Origin of the sequence: Gordonia aquimaris (assembly GCF_026262595.1) — a bacterium.
Classification (GTDB): Bacteria; Actinomycetota; Actinomycetes; order Mycobacteriales; family Mycobacteriaceae; genus Gordonia; species Gordonia tangerina.
On record NZ_JAPKFM010000024.1, the window covers coordinates 19543 to 36582 of the forward strand.

The 17040-nt window shown below is 62.1% G+C and carries 13 protein-coding genes and 2 pseudogenes; 3 read left to right on the forward strand and 12 right to left on the reverse strand.

Annotation, left to right across the window (positions count from 1 at the left end; all coding sequences use genetic code 11):
* Position 1 precedes the first annotated feature (1 nt).
* Complete coding sequence (locus OSB52_RS19155) at positions 2-217, forward strand: helix-turn-helix transcriptional regulator (protein ID WP_266063115.1); 216 nt, start codon at positions 2-4, stop codon at positions 215-217.
* Between the two features lie 249 nt (positions 218-466).
* On the opposite strand, the pseudogene OSB52_RS19160 reads toward OSB52_RS19155, so the two are convergent.
* A pseudogene (locus tag OSB52_RS19160) lies at positions 467-1124 on the reverse strand (ATP-binding protein); the annotation flags it as partial.
* Between the two features lie 140 nt (positions 1125-1264).
* Here OSB52_RS19160 and OSB52_RS19165 point away from each other — a divergent pair.
* A complete protein-coding gene (locus tag OSB52_RS19165) occupies positions 1265-3007 on the forward strand; it encodes a pentapeptide repeat-containing protein (RefSeq protein ID WP_266063116.1) in 1743 nt (580 codons plus the stop codon).
* Positions 3008-3241: 234 nt separating this feature from the next.
* Here OSB52_RS19165 and OSB52_RS19170 read toward each other — a convergent pair whose 3' ends face one another.
* The 11 genes and pseudogenes from OSB52_RS19170 to OSB52_RS19215 form a co-directional block, all read right to left on the reverse strand.
* Complete coding sequence (locus OSB52_RS19170; protein WP_266063117.1) at positions 3242-3514, reverse strand: hypothetical protein; 273 nt, start codon at positions 3512-3514, stop codon at positions 3242-3244.
* On the reverse strand, positions 3511-3942 hold the full coding sequence (locus tag OSB52_RS19175; protein WP_266063118.1) for a hypothetical protein: 432 nt from the start codon (positions 3940-3942) through the stop codon (positions 3511-3513). The genes OSB52_RS19170 and OSB52_RS19175 overlap by 4 nt, the downstream gene beginning before the upstream one ends.
* Positions 3943-4181: 239 nt before the next feature.
* On the reverse strand, positions 4182-6164 hold the full coding sequence (locus OSB52_RS19180; RefSeq protein ID WP_266063119.1) for a hypothetical protein: 1983 nt from the start codon (positions 6162-6164) through the stop codon (positions 4182-4184).
* 118 nt (positions 6165-6282) lie between these two features.
* Positions 6283-9219, reverse strand: a complete 2937-nt coding sequence (locus OSB52_RS19185; protein ID WP_266063120.1) for a type I restriction endonuclease subunit R — start codon at positions 9217-9219, stop codon at positions 6283-6285.
* Positions 9219-10385: a restriction endonuclease subunit S gene (locus OSB52_RS19190; RefSeq protein ID WP_266063121.1), complete on the reverse strand. Its 1167-nt coding sequence runs from the start codon at positions 10383-10385 to the stop codon at positions 9219-9221. The genes OSB52_RS19185 and OSB52_RS19190 overlap by 1 nt, the downstream gene beginning before the upstream one ends.
* Entirely contained in the window at positions 10382-11875 is a 1494-nt protein-coding gene (locus tag OSB52_RS19195; RefSeq protein WP_266063122.1) for a type I restriction-modification system subunit M, read from the reverse strand. The genes OSB52_RS19190 and OSB52_RS19195 overlap by 4 nt, the downstream gene beginning before the upstream one ends.
* Positions 11872-13380 (reverse strand): type I restriction-modification system subunit M, encoded by a 1509-nt coding sequence (locus OSB52_RS19200; RefSeq protein ID WP_266063123.1) that lies wholly within the window; start codon positions 13378-13380, stop codon positions 11872-11874. The genes OSB52_RS19195 and OSB52_RS19200 overlap by 4 nt, the downstream gene beginning before the upstream one ends.
* Before the next feature lie 29 nt (positions 13381-13409).
* On the reverse strand, positions 13410-13739 hold the full coding sequence (locus tag OSB52_RS25195; protein ID WP_372512454.1) for an ArsR/SmtB family transcription factor: 330 nt from the start codon (positions 13737-13739) through the stop codon (positions 13410-13412).
* Positions 13736-14236 (reverse strand): annotated as a pseudogene (locus OSB52_RS19205) (recombinase XerD); the annotation flags it as partial. The pseudogene OSB52_RS19205 and the gene OSB52_RS25195, both read right to left, overlap by 4 nt.
* A 235-nt stretch (positions 14237-14471) precedes the next feature.
* Positions 14472-14807 (reverse strand): helix-turn-helix domain-containing protein, encoded by a 336-nt coding sequence (locus tag OSB52_RS19210; protein ID WP_266063125.1) that lies wholly within the window; start codon positions 14805-14807, stop codon positions 14472-14474.
* The gene (locus OSB52_RS19215) at positions 14804-15913 is read right to left on the reverse strand and encodes a tyrosine-type recombinase/integrase (RefSeq protein ID WP_266063126.1); all 1110 of its coding nucleotides are present in this window, start codon (positions 15911-15913) and stop codon (positions 14804-14806) included. The genes OSB52_RS19210 and OSB52_RS19215 overlap by 4 nt, the downstream gene beginning before the upstream one ends.
* A gap of 316 nt (positions 15914-16229) precedes the next feature.
* Between OSB52_RS19215 and OSB52_RS19220 the strand changes: the two genes are divergently transcribed.
* Positions 16230-17030, forward strand: coding sequence for a hypothetical protein (locus OSB52_RS19220; RefSeq protein ID WP_266063127.1), 801 nt, complete (start codon positions 16230-16232; stop codon positions 17028-17030).
* The last annotated feature ends 10 nt before the right edge of the window (positions 17031-17040 follow it).

The window sequence follows — 17040 nt, forward strand, 5'->3', positions numbered from 1 at the left end:
GATGGCCGGTCCAGCCGTGAGCCTCGCATCCGTCGGTGACGCCGTCCGGGACGCCCGCCGTGAACGTGGGTGGTCGCAGACTCAGCTGGGAGCGGAAGCCGGGGTGTCACGGCCGACCATTGCGCGCATCGAACGCGGCGACGATGTTTCGGTGGCGACCCTGGCCAAGGTAACCGCGGCGGTGGGGCTCACGGTCAAGATCGAAGCGATGGAGTAGCCGGCGGCGTTCGGCGTGGGCAAAATCGTGTCCGCCAACGGGCACTTTCCTGACCGCGGGCGGGCAGTCCTTATTGGCCGTCAGCGGGCACTTTCGTGACCGCCCATGGGCAGTTTTCATGTCCGCCGACAGATGTCAAGGGACACCGGGAACTGCCCACTGACGGTCACGAAAACTGCCCGTGGGCGGTCACGAGGGGGTGCCCGGTGGCGGACACGATTCTGCCCACTGGTCCGCCACCGGGGTTGGTTAGGTCAGGGTGGTGACCCCCTTCCCGGCCAGGGGCTTGGGCCAGGCGCATGGAGTCGCCGCTGGTTTGGCAGAGGTGGGCGTGATGCAGCAGCCGGTCCACGGTCGCCGGCGCCAGCGTCTTGGGCATCAGCTCGTCGAAACCTGAGGGGTGCAGGTTCGACGACACAGCCACCGATCTACGTTCGTAGGCGGCTTCCACGATCCGGTAAAGCCCTTCGGCCGCGTCGGCACCCACCGGCAGCAGGCCCACGTCGTCGATAATGATGAGTTCGGCGCGCACGATCTTGGCGATCGCCTTGCCCAGGGTGTCATCGGCACGATGGGCCCGCACGAGCATGCCGAGGTGTTCGAGACTGAACCAGGCCACCGGCATGCCGGCTTCGATGACTTTCTGCCCGAGCGCTTCGAGGAAGAACGTTTTACCGGTGCCGGCGGGCCCACACACGACGAGATTCTCCCGCCGACCGACCCATTCGAGGGTTTGCAGGGCGTGTTGGGTGGGGATCGGGATCGACGACGCCGACTCATCCCACACGTCAAAGGTTTTGCCGGTGGGGAAGTTCGCGGCTTTGCGGCGCGAGGCCAGCATCGAGCGGGCGCGGCCGGCGGATTCCTCGGTCAACAACGCTTTGATGACCTCGGCGGGGATGATCCGCCAGTTCTTTGATAGGCGAGAAACATCCCCGCGAGACAGTGCGTCGCCCAGGATTGGGTCGCCGACACCGTGCTCATCTGCATTCGCCGCGACCCGGAGAAAACCCTGCGAACGCCACAGCGTGTGGTTCGATTCTGGGTGTGGCTGACTTGAACATACCGGCGCAATTACTCACCGGCGGCGACATCGCCGCCTGGAACGAGTGGCGGCGCGGACCTGGTCGGCAGGTGGAGGTCGTGGACTTGACCCGTGCGGACCTGTCCGGCGCGGACCTGGCCGCCGCGGACCTGTCCGGTGCGTACCTGACCGACGCGGACCTGTCCGGTGCGTACCTGACCGACGCGGACCTGTCCGGTGCGTACCTGACCGACGCGGACCTGTCCGGTGCGAACTTGACCGGCGCGAACCTGACCGCCGCGAGACTTCCTGGCGCGGACCTGTCCGGTGCGTACCTGTCCGTCGCGATCCTGGCCGAGGCGGACCTGACCCGCGCGAACCTGTCCGGTGCGATCCTGTCCGGTGCGATCCTGTCCGCTGCGTTCCTGGCCGAGGCAGTCTTGACCCGCGCGTTCCTGGCCGAGGCGGACTTGACCGGCGCATACCTGTCCGGTGCGAATCTTTACGGCGCGAGACTTGCTGGCGCGAACCTTGCGGGCGCGGAGTTGAGCAACGCAAACATGACTGGCGTGGATTTGACCGGCGCGGACTTGCGTGGCGCAAACCTGACCCAGTCGTACCTCACCGGCGCGGACTTGACCCGTGCGGACTTGACCCGTGCGGACCTGGCCGGCGCGGACCTGTCCGACACCGACCTATCAGAATCGCAGCGATCAACAGTGACAGCCTCGGACTTTGGTTTCGAGCTCGACGAGATCGAAGCCGCACTCCGGACAGTGGCTGGGTCCCCGCAGGCGGTCGCAGTGGTTCGCGACAACCGAATTTGCGGCTATATAGTCCCGGCCAACCCCTCAGGTGACGATGTCGGGTATATGCTCTCGGCACTGCGTCAGATACTCCCGGAATACCTTGTTCCCGAGATTATCGTTCAGATAGACGCGTTTCCGCTGCGACCCTCCGGCAGGATTGACCGAGGTGCTTTGCCTGAGCCAATCGTGTCCTGGGGCAAGGCGGAGGCGCCTCGACGAGCGGACGAGCAAGTCTTTCCGCCGCGGGTGTTTGTGGGACTGACCGAACTTCGGATTCCACTACCCGACGGTATCGACCCATCCGAGCTAGCCCAGATTGTGGAAGCATTTGCCGCGCTCGCCAGGTTAGTGGTCAAGGTGGGCGTCGACATCACTCCTCCCAATGCGGGTCCAGGTTCCGCAGGACTTGCCGTCGCAACGCAGTCGCCGGGCTCCATCGAGATCACTACCAGGCGGCTACATTACGGCAGCGACCTCATTGTGTGGTTTCTCGAGAACTGGCAATTGGCCGCGCCCGGCGGTGGCCTTGTCGGCGTCGGCGGTGGGTTCACGATCCGTGATCTGCTGAAACGACACGACAGTAAAATTTTGGGATTGCTCTACACGATCTTCACGTCGGACGGAAGACAAACCTACAAGAGAATCAAACAAGCCAACGACCAGGCGCTACTGGCCGAAGCCATCAATGCGGCAGAGAAGAGCAATGCTGAAACGCTCAAGCACCGCGCGGACGGCGTGGAGCATGCAAACCGCTATCGCATAGCGACCGAAAAGCTTCCGGCGATCACCCATGAACAAGCACGAAAAAATACTATGGGCGCAGCGCATCTCACCGCCGAGACGCAGGCAGGAATAACAGCATCTCTCGGCACTCTTGAACCAATCACCAGCCGTGGACTTACGGCAACCACTGTGATCGCGGTACCTGACGACGACTCGCCCAAGGCGAGCTGCTGACTGCTGGCCACTGCCGCGGACCGGCCCCTTAGTCCGGACGCGTGCGCGCGGACTTCCTGACGCAGCGTGGCGCGCCTACGAATGAGACTTCACTGTCGTCGAAGCGACGCCCTGTGTCCCGGCGACTCACATAACAACATGAAACGACTTTGCCCTATGACCGTGGCCCAACGGCCTACGTCAACCACCCGGCTCAGCTATCGGCGAGCGGTGCGCCGACCGACTGTCGCGGCTCTAGAGGCGGTGAACGGTGAAAAGGCGTGCCGCGGCTTCCTTCGCCTCCGAATGCCTCGTTTGGGCATCGCTGATGCTGCGGCGTACCGCCGCGAGCGACTCGCTGATGCGGGCGATGCACTCTCCGGGCGTCATCTCGTCACCGAGATCGTCGACGGCAAGGTCGTCGCGCTCGGCCAGCGCGCGATAGTCGCGCTCGAGGCCGAGGACCGTGCGTTGCAGTGATTCGAGTTGGTCGTAGAGATCGTTGAGTGGCGCGTCGAGAGTGCTCATCGGCTGGTACCTTCCTGGGGGTCGAGGGCCTCGGCGATGGAGTCCAGCGTGCGCGGGCTGCCGGCCCGCCACGCGGTCTTCAGCTGTGATGCTTCAGACGGTGTCAAGGCGCGCCCCAACAGGCCGCTGAGGATGCGCGACACCGCCACGATCCCGTCCAGGGACACCTCGTCCCCCGACGGGGGAGTGGCCAGGTATCCGCAGTCGGCCAGCGCGGCATCCAACACGACCCGGTACGACGTGCCGGTCACTTGGGCAACCGCGACCAGGTTGTCGTGGGTCGGCAGTGCGCGAATCTGTCTGCGCCACAGGTTCAGGTTCATCCGACTCATGCCGATCTTGGTGGCGATCGCCGCATCCGACAGTCCAGAGCGACGCTTGTAGTCATCGACGATGCCGGCGAGGGAGTGTCCCATGTGGGGTGTCACAGTCCCACCTTCGCTGTCACTGGCAGCAGTGTCAAGCCATTCTTTCGCCAGAGTGTAAACCACTACTGGTAACTCTGCATATTCGATCACTGCATATTCTCAAGGGAGCGAAGTCCACCAATGAGCAGTGCCGTGCCACCGGGCCGGGTGTGGAGGTAGAGCGGTGGCCTGGGCCTGACCAGGCCACTGGTGGGTGAAGCGTTGCTGGCCGATCGCTTCGCCGAGATCGGCGATCATGATCAGAGCGCAGAGGCAGGGAGATCAAAGAGGTTTTCCAAGTCACCCAACTGAGTGAGGTTCTCTACGCGTGTCCGATACCGGGTACGGCGTGCGAGAGTGTGGGCCTCGACGTTCACCCCGTCGATTACCGCTTCGATTACGTTGCTGAGCGCCATGCCCGCGATCCGTCGGGCGAACACTGCTATCGTCTCGCAGGCTGCGAGCGAGACAGGTCCGCCGTGTATCGCCGCATTCCGGGCACGACGCAGGCGGGCGGTGCACGTTTCGACCCGCTGTGTTTCCTCCGTGAATGCCGCCGCCAAACCTGCGGGCGTGGCGAGTATGTCGTCAAGTTCGGCCAGGCTTCGAGCCAGCCAGTGATCCTTGTATATCCGTCGCAGCGCCGCGGTATGTGCCACCGTCTTTGCCCGGATGATCGGTCCATCCCACTTGTGATCGCGGATGTCCTCAGCTATGTCGCTCAGCTCTGGAACTGGACTTGCTCCGGGGGAGTGGTCCGGGACGTGCGCCACCGCGCCTTGGAAGACATCAGCGACAGTGCGGTGGGCGAACTTCTCAACGGTGTAAATGTCAAACAGGTACTTGGTCACAAACTCGGTCCACTTTAATGACGGGCGTTCGGTCCATGTGTTGCAGTGCTCGATTGCGCGGACGGCGGCGCGCACCACCGATTCCGGGTTTGCCTCGGGGGCGTTGAGGAGCTCGTCTTGCAGTTGGAGGACCGGGAGTAAAGCCTCGGCCGCGTCCGCCGTTATGGGTACGCCCCGACTGTTGAAGTCTTCCAGCGACTCTGTGAAGTAGTCGTTCATGTAGTCGAGTTTGTGGCTTACGAAAGCGTGCTTCCGCCCCCAGCTGAGTGAGTGGTAATGAAACCGTTCTCCTTCTCCGAACAGCAATGCGCCGCCGAGTACTTCCCAGGTGTTCTCGTTGGTGCCGATCACCTTCAGGACGGCGTCCAGCAGAGTCCGCGCCCGCGACCGCGCGAGGTGTTTCTCGACCTGGGGTACCTCTACGCGTGCATAAACGAGGCTTGGCTCGTACTCAAAGCCGTTGTGCTCGTTTGGACCGTCCTCCTTCGACAGTTGAACCTCACGGACCCGCTCGGTCAAGAGCTCCTCGGGAACGACCCTATATAGATCACGCGCCGAGTCGTGATTGGTGAGAGCCCCAGCGAGGCTTATCGCCGGATAGAACGTCACGGCTCCGTGATTAACGCAATGGTCACCCTTGACGAATGCGTGATCGATCCGGAACCAGACCACGTAATCACCGGTGTACGTTGGCGCCACAATGCACCGCTCGGATAGCGACTGAAGCTCGACGGAAGTCAGCGGCGAGTCGGCTCCGATCTCGAGGTCAGTCGGTTCGACATCGACGCCTAGGTCGCGTTGCGCGCGACGAACTATGTGATCGGATCCAAGCAAGACGTCGAAGGCCGTTCGAAGCTGACCGAATGAGCCACGGTCCTGCTTTCGGCGGTGACACAGCGCGAAGACGGTGTCTCGGAGGTACTTCACGCGTTCAACCGGAAAAGTGGTGTGGTCCGGGTTCTTGCACGCAGCGATCAAGTCGCGCCAGGCCGCGACTAGTGCGTCATCCCGGTCGAGCAGGACGCCGAGAGTAGCTACCTCCTTCGTGACAACGGCCCGTTTCGAGTCGTCGACTGACGGCTTCGATCGACCCGTCAGTAGCTCGCTCGCTATTGACCTATGGAGATCGTTCACGGCAGCGGTGACCAGAGCAGCGAGTTCCGGTCCTGTCCACGACAGGCTGTCATCGAGGTCCCCCGCCCGCGAGATCCAGTCGTTCTTCTGCTGCCCGTCATGAGGCTGGGGATCGAGTGCCGCTTCGGCTATTTCATCAGTGATCGCCGGCAGCGACATGTAGCCGGCCTCGCAGATCACGGAGGCATCCTCACGTACATACTCTCGGAGTTCCTCGAGCCATCGTTCTCGCTGGTCGAAAATGTCGTCGCGCACCATGTATCAGGCCTCCCGGCAAGGGGGGAGTTCAACATTACGAGCACAGGCGTCCGGTGCCCGAAACGCAGTAACTGCTTCAGCTCCTACTGCCGAATCACCTGCGCCAGAGCGGGTGTCGTCAGTAGTACTCACGCACATACCCGAGGGCTTTCTCGAAAACGTCATTGTCGCGGATCTTGAACTGAACATAGAGGGTCTTCCGCAGCGCTTGGCGCACTTCCTGGTCACCACGGATGGTGGATTGCCAGCCCTCGAAGCGGACGCCCCGGACAACTTCGTCGATCCGGTCGACCACGTTGGAGACGATGATCGGAGTCTCGTCCCCCTTGAGAGCTTCGAAGAGCTCAGTAAGGGCGGCTTTGCCCTGTTCTTCACGCGGAATCTCGTTGGTCGCCTTCTCGGCAGCCACCGTGTCACGCGCCAGCTCAAGCAGTTCTCGGAGAAAGTCGAGGCTCGACTGCTGGATGTCGGCGTAGCGCTCCCGCAGGTCGTTCAGCCGCTGTCCGAGCTCGACGAAGGCAGGATTGTTGAGATGGCGTGCGATGCGAGCGGTGATTTGCTTCTCGATCTCCTCGACGGGGACATCTGTGCGCTTGCCTGTCATCAGGTCTTCGATCGTCTGAGCGTCCAACACGATCGTGTCGGCGCCCTGCGGGATCTCGACCTGGACATGTGCATTGATCAGGTCAATGGTCTTCGCGCCCAATGCGTGCCACACGAGTCGGCCGGTGATGTCGGACGGGCGGACCGACTCGTAGACATCTGTGAGCCAGCGGTAGTCGTCACGGAACTCGGTCAGCATCGGATCCGGGCTGATCGCTTCCCAAAGTTGCGATGCCACGCTGTACGCCGCACCGAAGGCGTCCTTGGCGACATCGTCAGCAATGGCGGACTGTGCCTGTACGAGCCCTTCGTACCCACCGACGGTGCGGTCGACGCCGGGGAAGAAGGCGAGAGCGGCGGCTATCGCCGGTGCTAGCTGCTTCTTGAGTTCCTCGATGTTGGAGACGACTTGCTGAACGGCGTGCTCGTCGAAGGCGAGCGACTTAGCGACGTCGTCGAAGATGCCGAGGTAGTCGACGATCAGGCCGTGGGTCTTGTCGGGCGGGTACACCCGGTTGGTGCGGGTGATCGCCTGGAGCAACGTGTGCTCCTTGAGTGGCTTGTCGAGGTACTGACAGTAGAGGATCGGCGCATCGAAGCCGGTAAGCAGCTTCGCGGTGACGATGATTATCTTGAGCGGGTCGGCCGCGTCGTTGAAGCGAGCGACGACCTGCTCCAGCTCGTCGGCACCCGGGGTCCACGTGGCCCAATCGGGCGAGTCACCACGGGACTTCGACATGACGATGGTCGAGGCGTCCGGGCCCAGATGCTGGTCGAGCTCATTTTTGTAGGCGACGCAGGATGCCTTGTCGTAGGCGACAACCTGAGCTTTGAACCCCTGCGGCTCGACTTTCGCTCGGAAGTGCGCCGCAATATCTGCGGCGATCTTTGCGATCCGCGAGGGAGTCTTGATTAGGACTTCAATCGACGCGGCTTTCTTCGACAACGTGATCTTGTCGTTCTCGGAGAGGTCACGGTCATCGGCCAGCTCCTCGAATGCGGCGTCGATGGCCTGCTGATCGATGTGGATTTCGGAGAGACGTGGCTCGAAGTGCAGGGGGAGCGTTGCGCCATCGCGGATCGAGTCGTGGAAGGAGTAGCGCGAGAGATAGCCTCCCTCGTCCTGCGGAGCTCCAAACCATTTGAAGGTGTTGCGGTCCCGTCGGTTGATAGGCGTACCCGTCAGCCCGAAGAGGTACGCGTTGGGCAGTGCCTCGCGCATCTTCTGCCCGTAGTCACCCTCCTGCGAACGGTGCGCCTCGTCGACCATCGCGATGATGTTCTGCCGAGTGTCAAGTACCCCAGGCGCCTCGCCGAACTTGTGGATCGTGGTGATGATGATCTTGCGCGCGCCCTGGCTGAGCATCGTCTGGAGCTGCGCGCGAGAATCCGTGGACACGAGACCGGGCACGTCGGACGCGTTGAAGGTGCCGGTGATCTGCGTGTCGAGGTCGATGCGGTCGACCACGATCAAGATCGTGGGGTTCGTCAACTCGGCCATCGCGCGCAGCTTGAGTGCAGTGAACACCATCAACAGCGACTTGCCCGAGCCCTGGAAGTGCCAGATCAGACCCTGCTTGACCTTGCCCAGGAGCACCCGATCGACGATCAGGTTCGTTGCTTGGAACTGCTGGAACCGAGCGATGATCTTGATTTTGCGGTGCTTCTTGTCAGTCGCGTACAGCGTGAAGAACCGCAGGAAGTCCAGCACCGCCCGTGGCGTCAGGACACCCTCGACCGCCTCCTGGACCGCAACGAGCCCGGCCTTCGCCGGCGCATCCTCGTCGGTTGGGTCCTCGCGCCACGGACCCCACAGCTCTACCGGCATTCCGACTGTGCCGTAACGGAAATCCTTGCCCTCGGTCGCGAAGGAGAACACGTTGGGAACGAAGAACTGCGGGACGCTCTGTTCGTAGTCGTCGTGGATCTGCGCCGCCCCATCGATCCAGGTGTACGCCGGCCGGATCGGTGTCTTCGCCTCGCCGACCACCAGTGGCAGCCCGTTGCACCACAGCACCAGGTCGAACCGCTTCTCCAGCCGGCCCTGTTTGAAGGTCACCTCGGTCGAGACGATCCACTGGTTTGACGAGTCGTCGCCGACGTGGTCGAGGTCGATCAGTCGGACCGTGGTGTGTTCTCCGTTCGGTCCGAAAGGCATCGACTTCTGCCCGGTCAGCCACGCGCTGAACTCTTCGTTGGCAACTACGGGATGTGGGCTGTTCCGTGCTGCGATCAGGATCGCTCGGAGATTGTAGATGACCTCGTCCGCCTTCGCCGGGTCCGCCTCGATCTCCGGGTTGAGGTTGATCAGCGCGCCCTTCAACACACCTTCGAGTAGCACCTCGTCCGTACGTCGCGGCAGTTCGTTGCCCGGCACGAACTCGACATCCAGTGACCGCACCAGGTCACGAACGAAGTCACGGACCGAATTTGCCTCGTTAAACTGCGTCATCAGTTCCCTCCGAAGACTTCCGCGAGAATTGAGCGCTTCAATGCGACGAGCGTGTCAATCTCAGACCTTAAATAGGTTGATGTCGCGTCCAGCGAGGCAAGGGTCTTGGCAACCCGCTCGACCTCGGTAGTCTGGAGGACAGGTACAGGGCCAGCTAGGATCTTCGCTTGCGAGATGTTCTTGGCCTCAGTGCCGTTGACCACCTCACGCACATACGCGCGGTATGCAGGAGACCTGAGAGCCGCAAGCAGCACTCGGCCGGGGTATCCCTGTGTTGGAACAAGCCGTAAGGTCTTGTCGCTGAGCATGAGGTTCGGAAAGTCGCGATCGACCATGCAGGGACGGGCGACGTTGTCGACGACGGCATTGGCGCGAGTTACTAGGACGTCGCCCGCATGGACGATGTCGCCGGTGCGAAAGTCAGCGGCATTCAATAGTCGCTTATTCTCCTCGGGCACAAACACGTCGCGGCCCACCGCACTGACCTTCAGCACGCCGAGTTCCCCGTCCGCCGCGGGTTCAGCGGCAGCGCGCGGACTCCGTCCTGCATCAATCCTCTCGACCCAGGTTGCGAGCTGTGTGAGCTCATTCCCCGCAGCTGCGGATTCGAACGTGTCGGTTGCCAACGATGCGAGTTCTACATCCTCCTCTCTGGTGGCGTGTCTGTGGCGCTCAATAGCCCAGAGGAGGTCGGCAATGCGCTTCTGCTCGTCGAGGGGTGGAAAATTAAACTCTTGGATTTTGAGGTCCCGCCAGTTCACTGTCGGCGACAGTGAGCCGACTGAAATGGCAATGGCTCGGTCGAGGAAGTAGTCGCTCGAAAGGAAGACCGGCAGGAAGGTGGGATCGATGCAGGCTGGTCGCGCTCGAAGTACAAGTGCGTGCGCGGAGCAGATGCCTTCGAACTCGGCGAGTGCGACCTTCTTTTGGTAGGCGCGGCGCCGGCCGAAGATGACATCGCCGGGCTGGAAGCGGAGCTTCTGCGCTTCGACCTTGTCGGGTGTGTCCCAGCGCTGGACGGTCATCACCCCGGGATCGAGGTGTTCAAGGCCGACGTACTTGTCAACGCCGGCCTTGGAGGGGTCCTCGACCCGGGTGGTGACGTTCTCGATGACGTCGCCGAAGGCGATGCGCTGCCAGGCGGACTTGTCGAGGTTCAGAGTCATGCAGTCACCTCCGCACGAACCAGCGCTAGAACGTCGGCAATGGCGGCGTCAGAAGCGGAAGCGGCGGAACGCCAACTAGCAACCGCCTCCTCGACATCGACCTTCTCACCGTCATCGGTGGCATTGACTCCGTCGACGTATAGCGGAATCGCGAGGCTGGAGCCCTTTTCGGCGATCTGGTCAAGGGTGGCGACGGCAGCGAAGTGATCGATGTCGGCGAAGCCTCGGTATGCGTCGAGGATCTTCTGCTGGTGGGAGTCACGAAGGAAGGACTGGGCCTGTTCGCGGGCGACCTCGTTGACCGCATTGATAAAAAGCACTTTGCCCTTGTGCTCGGCGGGCTTGGTGGCACGCAGGGTGACGACGACGGCCTCCATGGGACTGTTGTAGAAGAGGCCGGCGCCGAGGCCGAGGACGCACTCGATGAGGTCGGACTTCACCAGCGCCTCACGCAAGGCTGCCTCTTCACGGCGGAAAAGAACACCGTGCGGGAACAGGATCGCGGCGCGGCCGGTCTCGGGATCGAGGCTCTTGGCGATGTGCTGGAAGAAGGCGTAGTCCGCGCGACCCTGTGGCGGCACGCCCCAGACGTTTCGACCGTATGGGTCCCTAGCGAACAAGGCGCGGTTCCATGCCTTGATGGAGTAGGGGGGGTTGGCCAGCACGACATCGAAGGTCTCCAGGTTGCCCTTGGCGCTGAGGAATGCTGGCCGGCTGAGGGTGTCGCCGTGCGCGATGTGGCCGTCGGTGATGCCGTGGAGGAACAGGTTCATGCGTGCGATCGCCGATGTCCCGTAGTTGAGCTCCTGCCCGTAGAGGCGCAGGTTGCGCCATTCCTTGCCTTGACGCTTGAGCTCGGCGGCGGTGGAGATGAGCATGCCGCCGGTGCCGCAGGTGGGATCGTAGACGGACTCGCCGGGCTGCGGCTCGAGCATCATCGTCATCAGGTGCACGAGCGTGCGGTTGGTGTAGAACTCCTGTGCCGTGTGGCCGGAGTCGTCGGCGAACTTCTTGATCAGGTATTCGTAGCCGTTGCCAAGCTCGTCCTCGGGCAGGTTCGCAATGGTGAGCGTCTTGGTGGAGAAGTGCTCGATCAGGTCAGCCAGGGTCGAGTCAGGGAGTAGGTCCTTGTTGCCCCAGTCTCCGTCGCCGAAAACACCGGGGAGCGTATCGGGGTTGGCCTTCTCGATGGCCCGCATGGCGTGCAGGAGCTCGGTCCCAATGTTATGTGTGACGGCGCGGATGTCGTCCCAATGGCAACCGTCCGGGATGGCGAAGCGGTGGTTCTCCGGAAGGTCGGCGAGCGTCTCATCCTCGTACACCGCCAGCGCGGCGGCGTGTTCCTCGTCGTAGACATCGGAGATCCGCTTCAGGAACACGAGCGGGAAGATGTACTGCTTATAGTCGCCGGCGTCGATGAGGCCACGAAGCACGATAGCTGCGCCCCACAGGTAGGTCTCCAGCTCGCGCTGAGTGATCCGGGTGCTCATGCGGACAGGCCCCACTTCGCCAGCTCGGCCTCCAGAGCAGCGCGAGTCTCGGCAGCAGCCGAATGGGCCGCCTCCAGATTGGCGAGCGCGTCAGCTAACGTGAGCTTCTCGCCGTCGTCGGCCGGAGCGACGTACAAGGGGATGTTGAGATTGAAGTCGTTGCCCTCGATCTCGGTGAGATCGACGACGCGAGAACGGCCCTCGATGTCAGAGTAGAGCTTGTAGGCGTCGAGCAGCTTCTGGGCGTGCTCCGGCTCAAGGGTGTTCTGGCTGCGCCCGCGCTTGAACAGGTCCTCACCGTTGATGAAGACCACCTTTCCCTTCTTCTCCGGCTTCTTCAACTGACGCAGGATCAGGACGCAGGCGGCGAGCCCGGTGCCGTAGAAGAGGTTTGGCGCAAGGCCGATGACCGCGTCGACCACGTCCGACTTCAGCACGTGGGTGCGGATCCGTGCCTCGGCGCCCTGTCGGAAGAGTGCGCCCTGGGGCAGGACGACAGCGACGCGACCGGTCCTCGGCTTCGCGGACGTGAGCATGTGCTGGACCCACGCCCAGTCGGCGTACCCCTTCGGCGGGACGCCACCAAGCGTGTTCCGGCCCCACTTGTCCGATGCCCACTCCGGCTCGCCCCAGTTCTTGAGTGAGAACGGCGGATTGGCGACGACGCAATCGAATTGGGCGAGATTGTTGCCGGTGTAAAAGCCCGGATTGCGCAACGTGTCCTCGCGGACGATCCTGAAGTCTTCGACACCGTGGAGCAGCAGGTTCATGCGCGCGATCGCGGAGGTAGCGAGAACCTTCTCCTGGCCGTAGAGCTTGCCCCAGAGCGTCTTCGGGCTGCCACCGGCGGCCTTCACATGCTCGATCACCTCAATCAACATGCCACCGGTGCCACAGGCGGGGTCATAGACCGTGTCGCCCTCCTTCGGATCGAGGATGCTGACCAGCAAGCCCACCACGGATCGCGGGGTGTAGTACTCGCCGGCCTTCTTGTTGGACTGGTCAGCGAACCGCTTGATGAGGTACTCGTACGCGTTGCCGAACACGTCGGGCGGCACGGCGGCGTTGGTTAGCGCCTTGCTCGAGAAGTGCTCGATGAGTTCGGCGAGTTTGCGGTCCGGCAGCTTGTCCTTGTTGGTCCAGGTGGCGTTGCCAAAGATGCCGTACAGCGTCTCAGGGTTGGCCTTTTCGATCTCGCGGAACGCGGTCTGCAGGGCAGTGCCAATGTTGTCGGTGTGGTTGCGGACATCGTCCCACAGACTGCCCTCGGGGATCGCGAATCGATGGTTCTCGGCGAAGAGGGCGAACTCGTGGTCACCTCCGGACTCGTCTAGCGCCTGGGCATACTCCTCGAGGTACACGTCGCTGATCCGTTTGAAGAACATCAGCGGGAAGATGTACGCCTTGAAGTCAGCTTGGTCGATGGAGCCACGCAACCGGTCGGCCGCCGCTGCTAGGTAGTTCTCCAATTCCGGCAACGACATGGGGCCGGACGACTGCAGCATCAGCGCGAGTGCGCGTGCCTCTTCTTCGCTCACGTTGATTCTCTCCTGGTTCTAATCGCCGTTGCAGACCGTCGGGTTGTTGTCGAATCGGTAGTCCGCAACCAGTCGAGTAAGGGAGTCAGACCGTCGCGGACGAGGTAGTACCGGGTCCACCCTTCCTCACGACTGGATCTGACGAGATTGCATTGACGGAGCACGCGCAGGTTCTCGTAGACCGCGCTGTCTCCAAGGTCCAGGATCGTGGACAGGTCGGCGATCGATCGGGGTTGTTCTACTAGACAGCGCACGAGTTCTCGTCGACGTGGCCGCGCGAGACCAACCAGCAGCCGATCCAGGGTGTGCTCGGTTTCTATCGTCATGTGCTTGGCCTCGGTGCGCTGGCATATCTGGCCCACGGCTCAGAAGCGAGATCAGCATGCCTCTGCGTCACCTGGTCGCTATACCCGAGCATCTCGGCGACGACCGGGGCAGGCACTTGCGTCACGAGCTCCCGAAGTGCAGTGTTTCGTGCGCCGAGAAGGTCGATCCCCAGGTCGCGAAGCCGGAGCATCAGGGTGTTGGGGTGCAGGTGTTCACCAGGGCGGTAGCCGGGAAACAGCCACGGACTGCCTGCTCCACCAGTTCGCAGGTTGGGTCGTTTGGTGAGGTGTTGTCGAAGAAGCGCATCGAAGGGGGCGGGGACGGGGGACGGCGTCACCCCGAGCTGTAGAGCGAGACCGTCGGGGGAGACGATCACCTTGTTCATGGGAAGCTCGGCGACTCTCACGAGCGGCTGGGCGTAGAGGAGAAGCAGCGTGCCGGCGACGCGGTAGGGAAGTGATTCGCTGTCGCCTTCGAGGAGTTCTCGGATCCTGGCGCAGCCACTGCAGACAGGCTGCCCGCCGATCTCCATGCGACCAGGCAGCATTCGGTCCATTCCGCAACTAGGACAGTCTCCGAAAAGACTCGTAGCGTCGTAGTAGCAAGAGTTGCAGATTCTGCCGTCTGGCCATGTGACTGCCGCCTTGCGCATGTGGCGTTGACAGCGAGCGCACTGAAGATCGCCGTCGGTTGCTTGAGGCCGCCCGCGAACAGTGTTGCGTCGGCGTGGTTCAATCGTCGTCACTGACAATCCTTGCGCGTCGGGGACGGACAGACTTATTCAATTCGACAACGTTCTCGCGGCCGGCGCTGGCCGCCTTCTTGCGAGCGTTGGCGGCGGTCACGGTGACCAGATCCTCGGGGCCGCAGTCGAAGATGTCGCACAGCGCGGCAATGAGTTTCAGGGAAACACGCTCTGGACGTTGGTGAACCAACCGGTACACCTGCGGTCGGGAGAGCGTGATTCCGCGCTCGTTGAGACGCGGAATAAGGTCCGTACTGTTGTGCATTTGGTTGCTGGCCATGAGCTCCGCGAGCCGCCAGGTGTAGTCGACGTCGCGTTTCACGATGCGCCGCCTTCCTCGGTGGGTGACAGCGCGGCTGAGATAGTCGCATCTAGAGCGTTGCGCAGGGTTCGGGTGCGGTAGTCGCTGCTTGCGCAGCTGTAGATGGCGGTGGTGGATGCGTGTTCATGTCCCATTTGGTGTTGGACGAACATAGAGTCCCAGCCGTCTTCGAGTAGGTGTGTCGCGTATGAACGTCGGAAGGAGTGGAGGTCGAGTCCGGACGAGAGGTCGAGGTCATCGCAGTACCGGCGGAATCGACGGATGAGAGTGGTTTCCGATACTAGATTTCCGCGTTCGCTGGGGAACAGGTCGATTCCATCGTCCATGTGGGGCTGGCCGTTCTCGAGCCAGTCTGCAATGACCTCGGGAGTCCAGTCGAAGACGGTTAGTACGCCGCGGCGCTTGGGAGGCGAGCCCTTCTTGGCTTTGCCATAGCGCACGTTGACGAGCCCGTACTTGCTGAACTCTTTGGCGTGGGGGTTTCGAGCGAAGTCGATGGTTTGGAGGTGGGCCAGTTCGTTGAACCGCAGACCGTAAGAGTATGCGAGCTTAAACATCACCGAATCTCGGTAAGCGGGGAGCCACCCCTTACGACCTGATGCCGAGACCGCAGAAACCTGTTCGTCGGCATGGTCGAAGAAGTCCTGAATCTCGCGCTTGGTGAATGCGCGCTTCTCCGGCCGTGATTCGTTGTCCTGGACATGCTGCGCGGTGTTCCAGTCGAAGAAGACCTGCGAGGGATGCGTACCGAAGAGTTCCTCGCAGACGCGGTCCCAGCCGTAGTCCGGGTTGGAGACATAGGAGCAGAACTGCCGCAGCCCTACCTGGTAGGACCGGATGGACGACTGGGACAGATTGTGGATGGATCGTAGATCGCCGAAGAACTCGTCGACCATCGCCACTGTCCAGGTCCACGGATGCTCGTTCGAGTGTTGTACGAACCGCTCAACCTGCTTGATCCGGGCGTCGATCGTTTCGAAGCGCAGGTTGCGACTGAGTTGTTGGTTGCGCCATCCCTGAAGCATCTCGGCCAGGGTCTGTTCCTCAGGATGCAGCGGCCGGACGGCACTGACGAGATACGCGCGACCAACGTCGTCCACCGCCATGGGGAGCCTCCACAACCTGTCTCATCTGTTGCATCAATGATTCATCGGATGCATCATCAAGTCAAGGCTCCAGGTCAGCGAGTCATCCGCAACGCTCGCCGGTGGTGATGCGGGCGTCGCGCGTGTTCCGCGACAGGCGCGTATCGCGGCGGAAACCTCTGATGGACAGCGGGTTTGAGGGAGTAACGATAGGGACATGCGGTGGTCTGACCCTGGTTCATCTGTTGAAATATGCAGTGCTTTACTTTACATAATCATTATTATCGGTTCGCCGTGAATCGGTTCATTGTGATTCGGATGTGGTAACGTTCACTTCATGGTCAAGAATCCGCACGCTGACGACCTCGATGATGCCGTGGTTGCCGCTTTCTGGCGCGCTCGGCAAGAGGCCGAGTCGTGGTCCCGAGTGTACGAGATGGTCAGGCGCACAGCCTGTGTAGAAGCCAAGATGGAAGGCCTGTCCTATGCGCAGATCGCGGACAGGCTGGAGCTGTCGAAGCCGATGGTGACCCGCATCCTCGCTGGCGAGCGGTTCGGCGTGAACCGATCTCCCATGACGATGTCGCCGGACTGGGGCGAGGCCGACCAGGCACGGTTCGACGACATGTGGATCGAGGCGGGTGCCCCCAAAGTCGCATCACCGGACGGACAGTATCGCCACGGGATTATCGACGACGCCCAGCGAGATGAACTCGCCCGCCGTCTCGACCTTGCGGCCAAACCGATTCCGGAGCAACTGCACGACGCTGTCGTCGAGCACCCAGGACTCACGGCGCGAGAGTTACTCCCGTACATGTGCGTGGCCGTGACCGATGCCCGTACCGTCAGCTTTGCACACCACGCTCACGCGGCCTGGTGCGCTGTCGACGGCGCCGGACGCTACTGGCCGGCCATTCCCGCGATCGAGCTTCGTACCGGTGACCGAGTCCCTCGCCACCAGAACGGCTTTTCTCACTCATCCGGCGGCGAGTGGGTCACCATCATCGACGTCAGTGTGGGCGGCGAAGGCCAAATCTTAGAAATCTCCTTCACGCTCGACGACGGGCTAGTCAGCGCGTGGCATGGCATCGATGCAGACGAGAGGCACCCCGTCGATCGTCGCAACCACCAGCGATGAAATGTCAGAG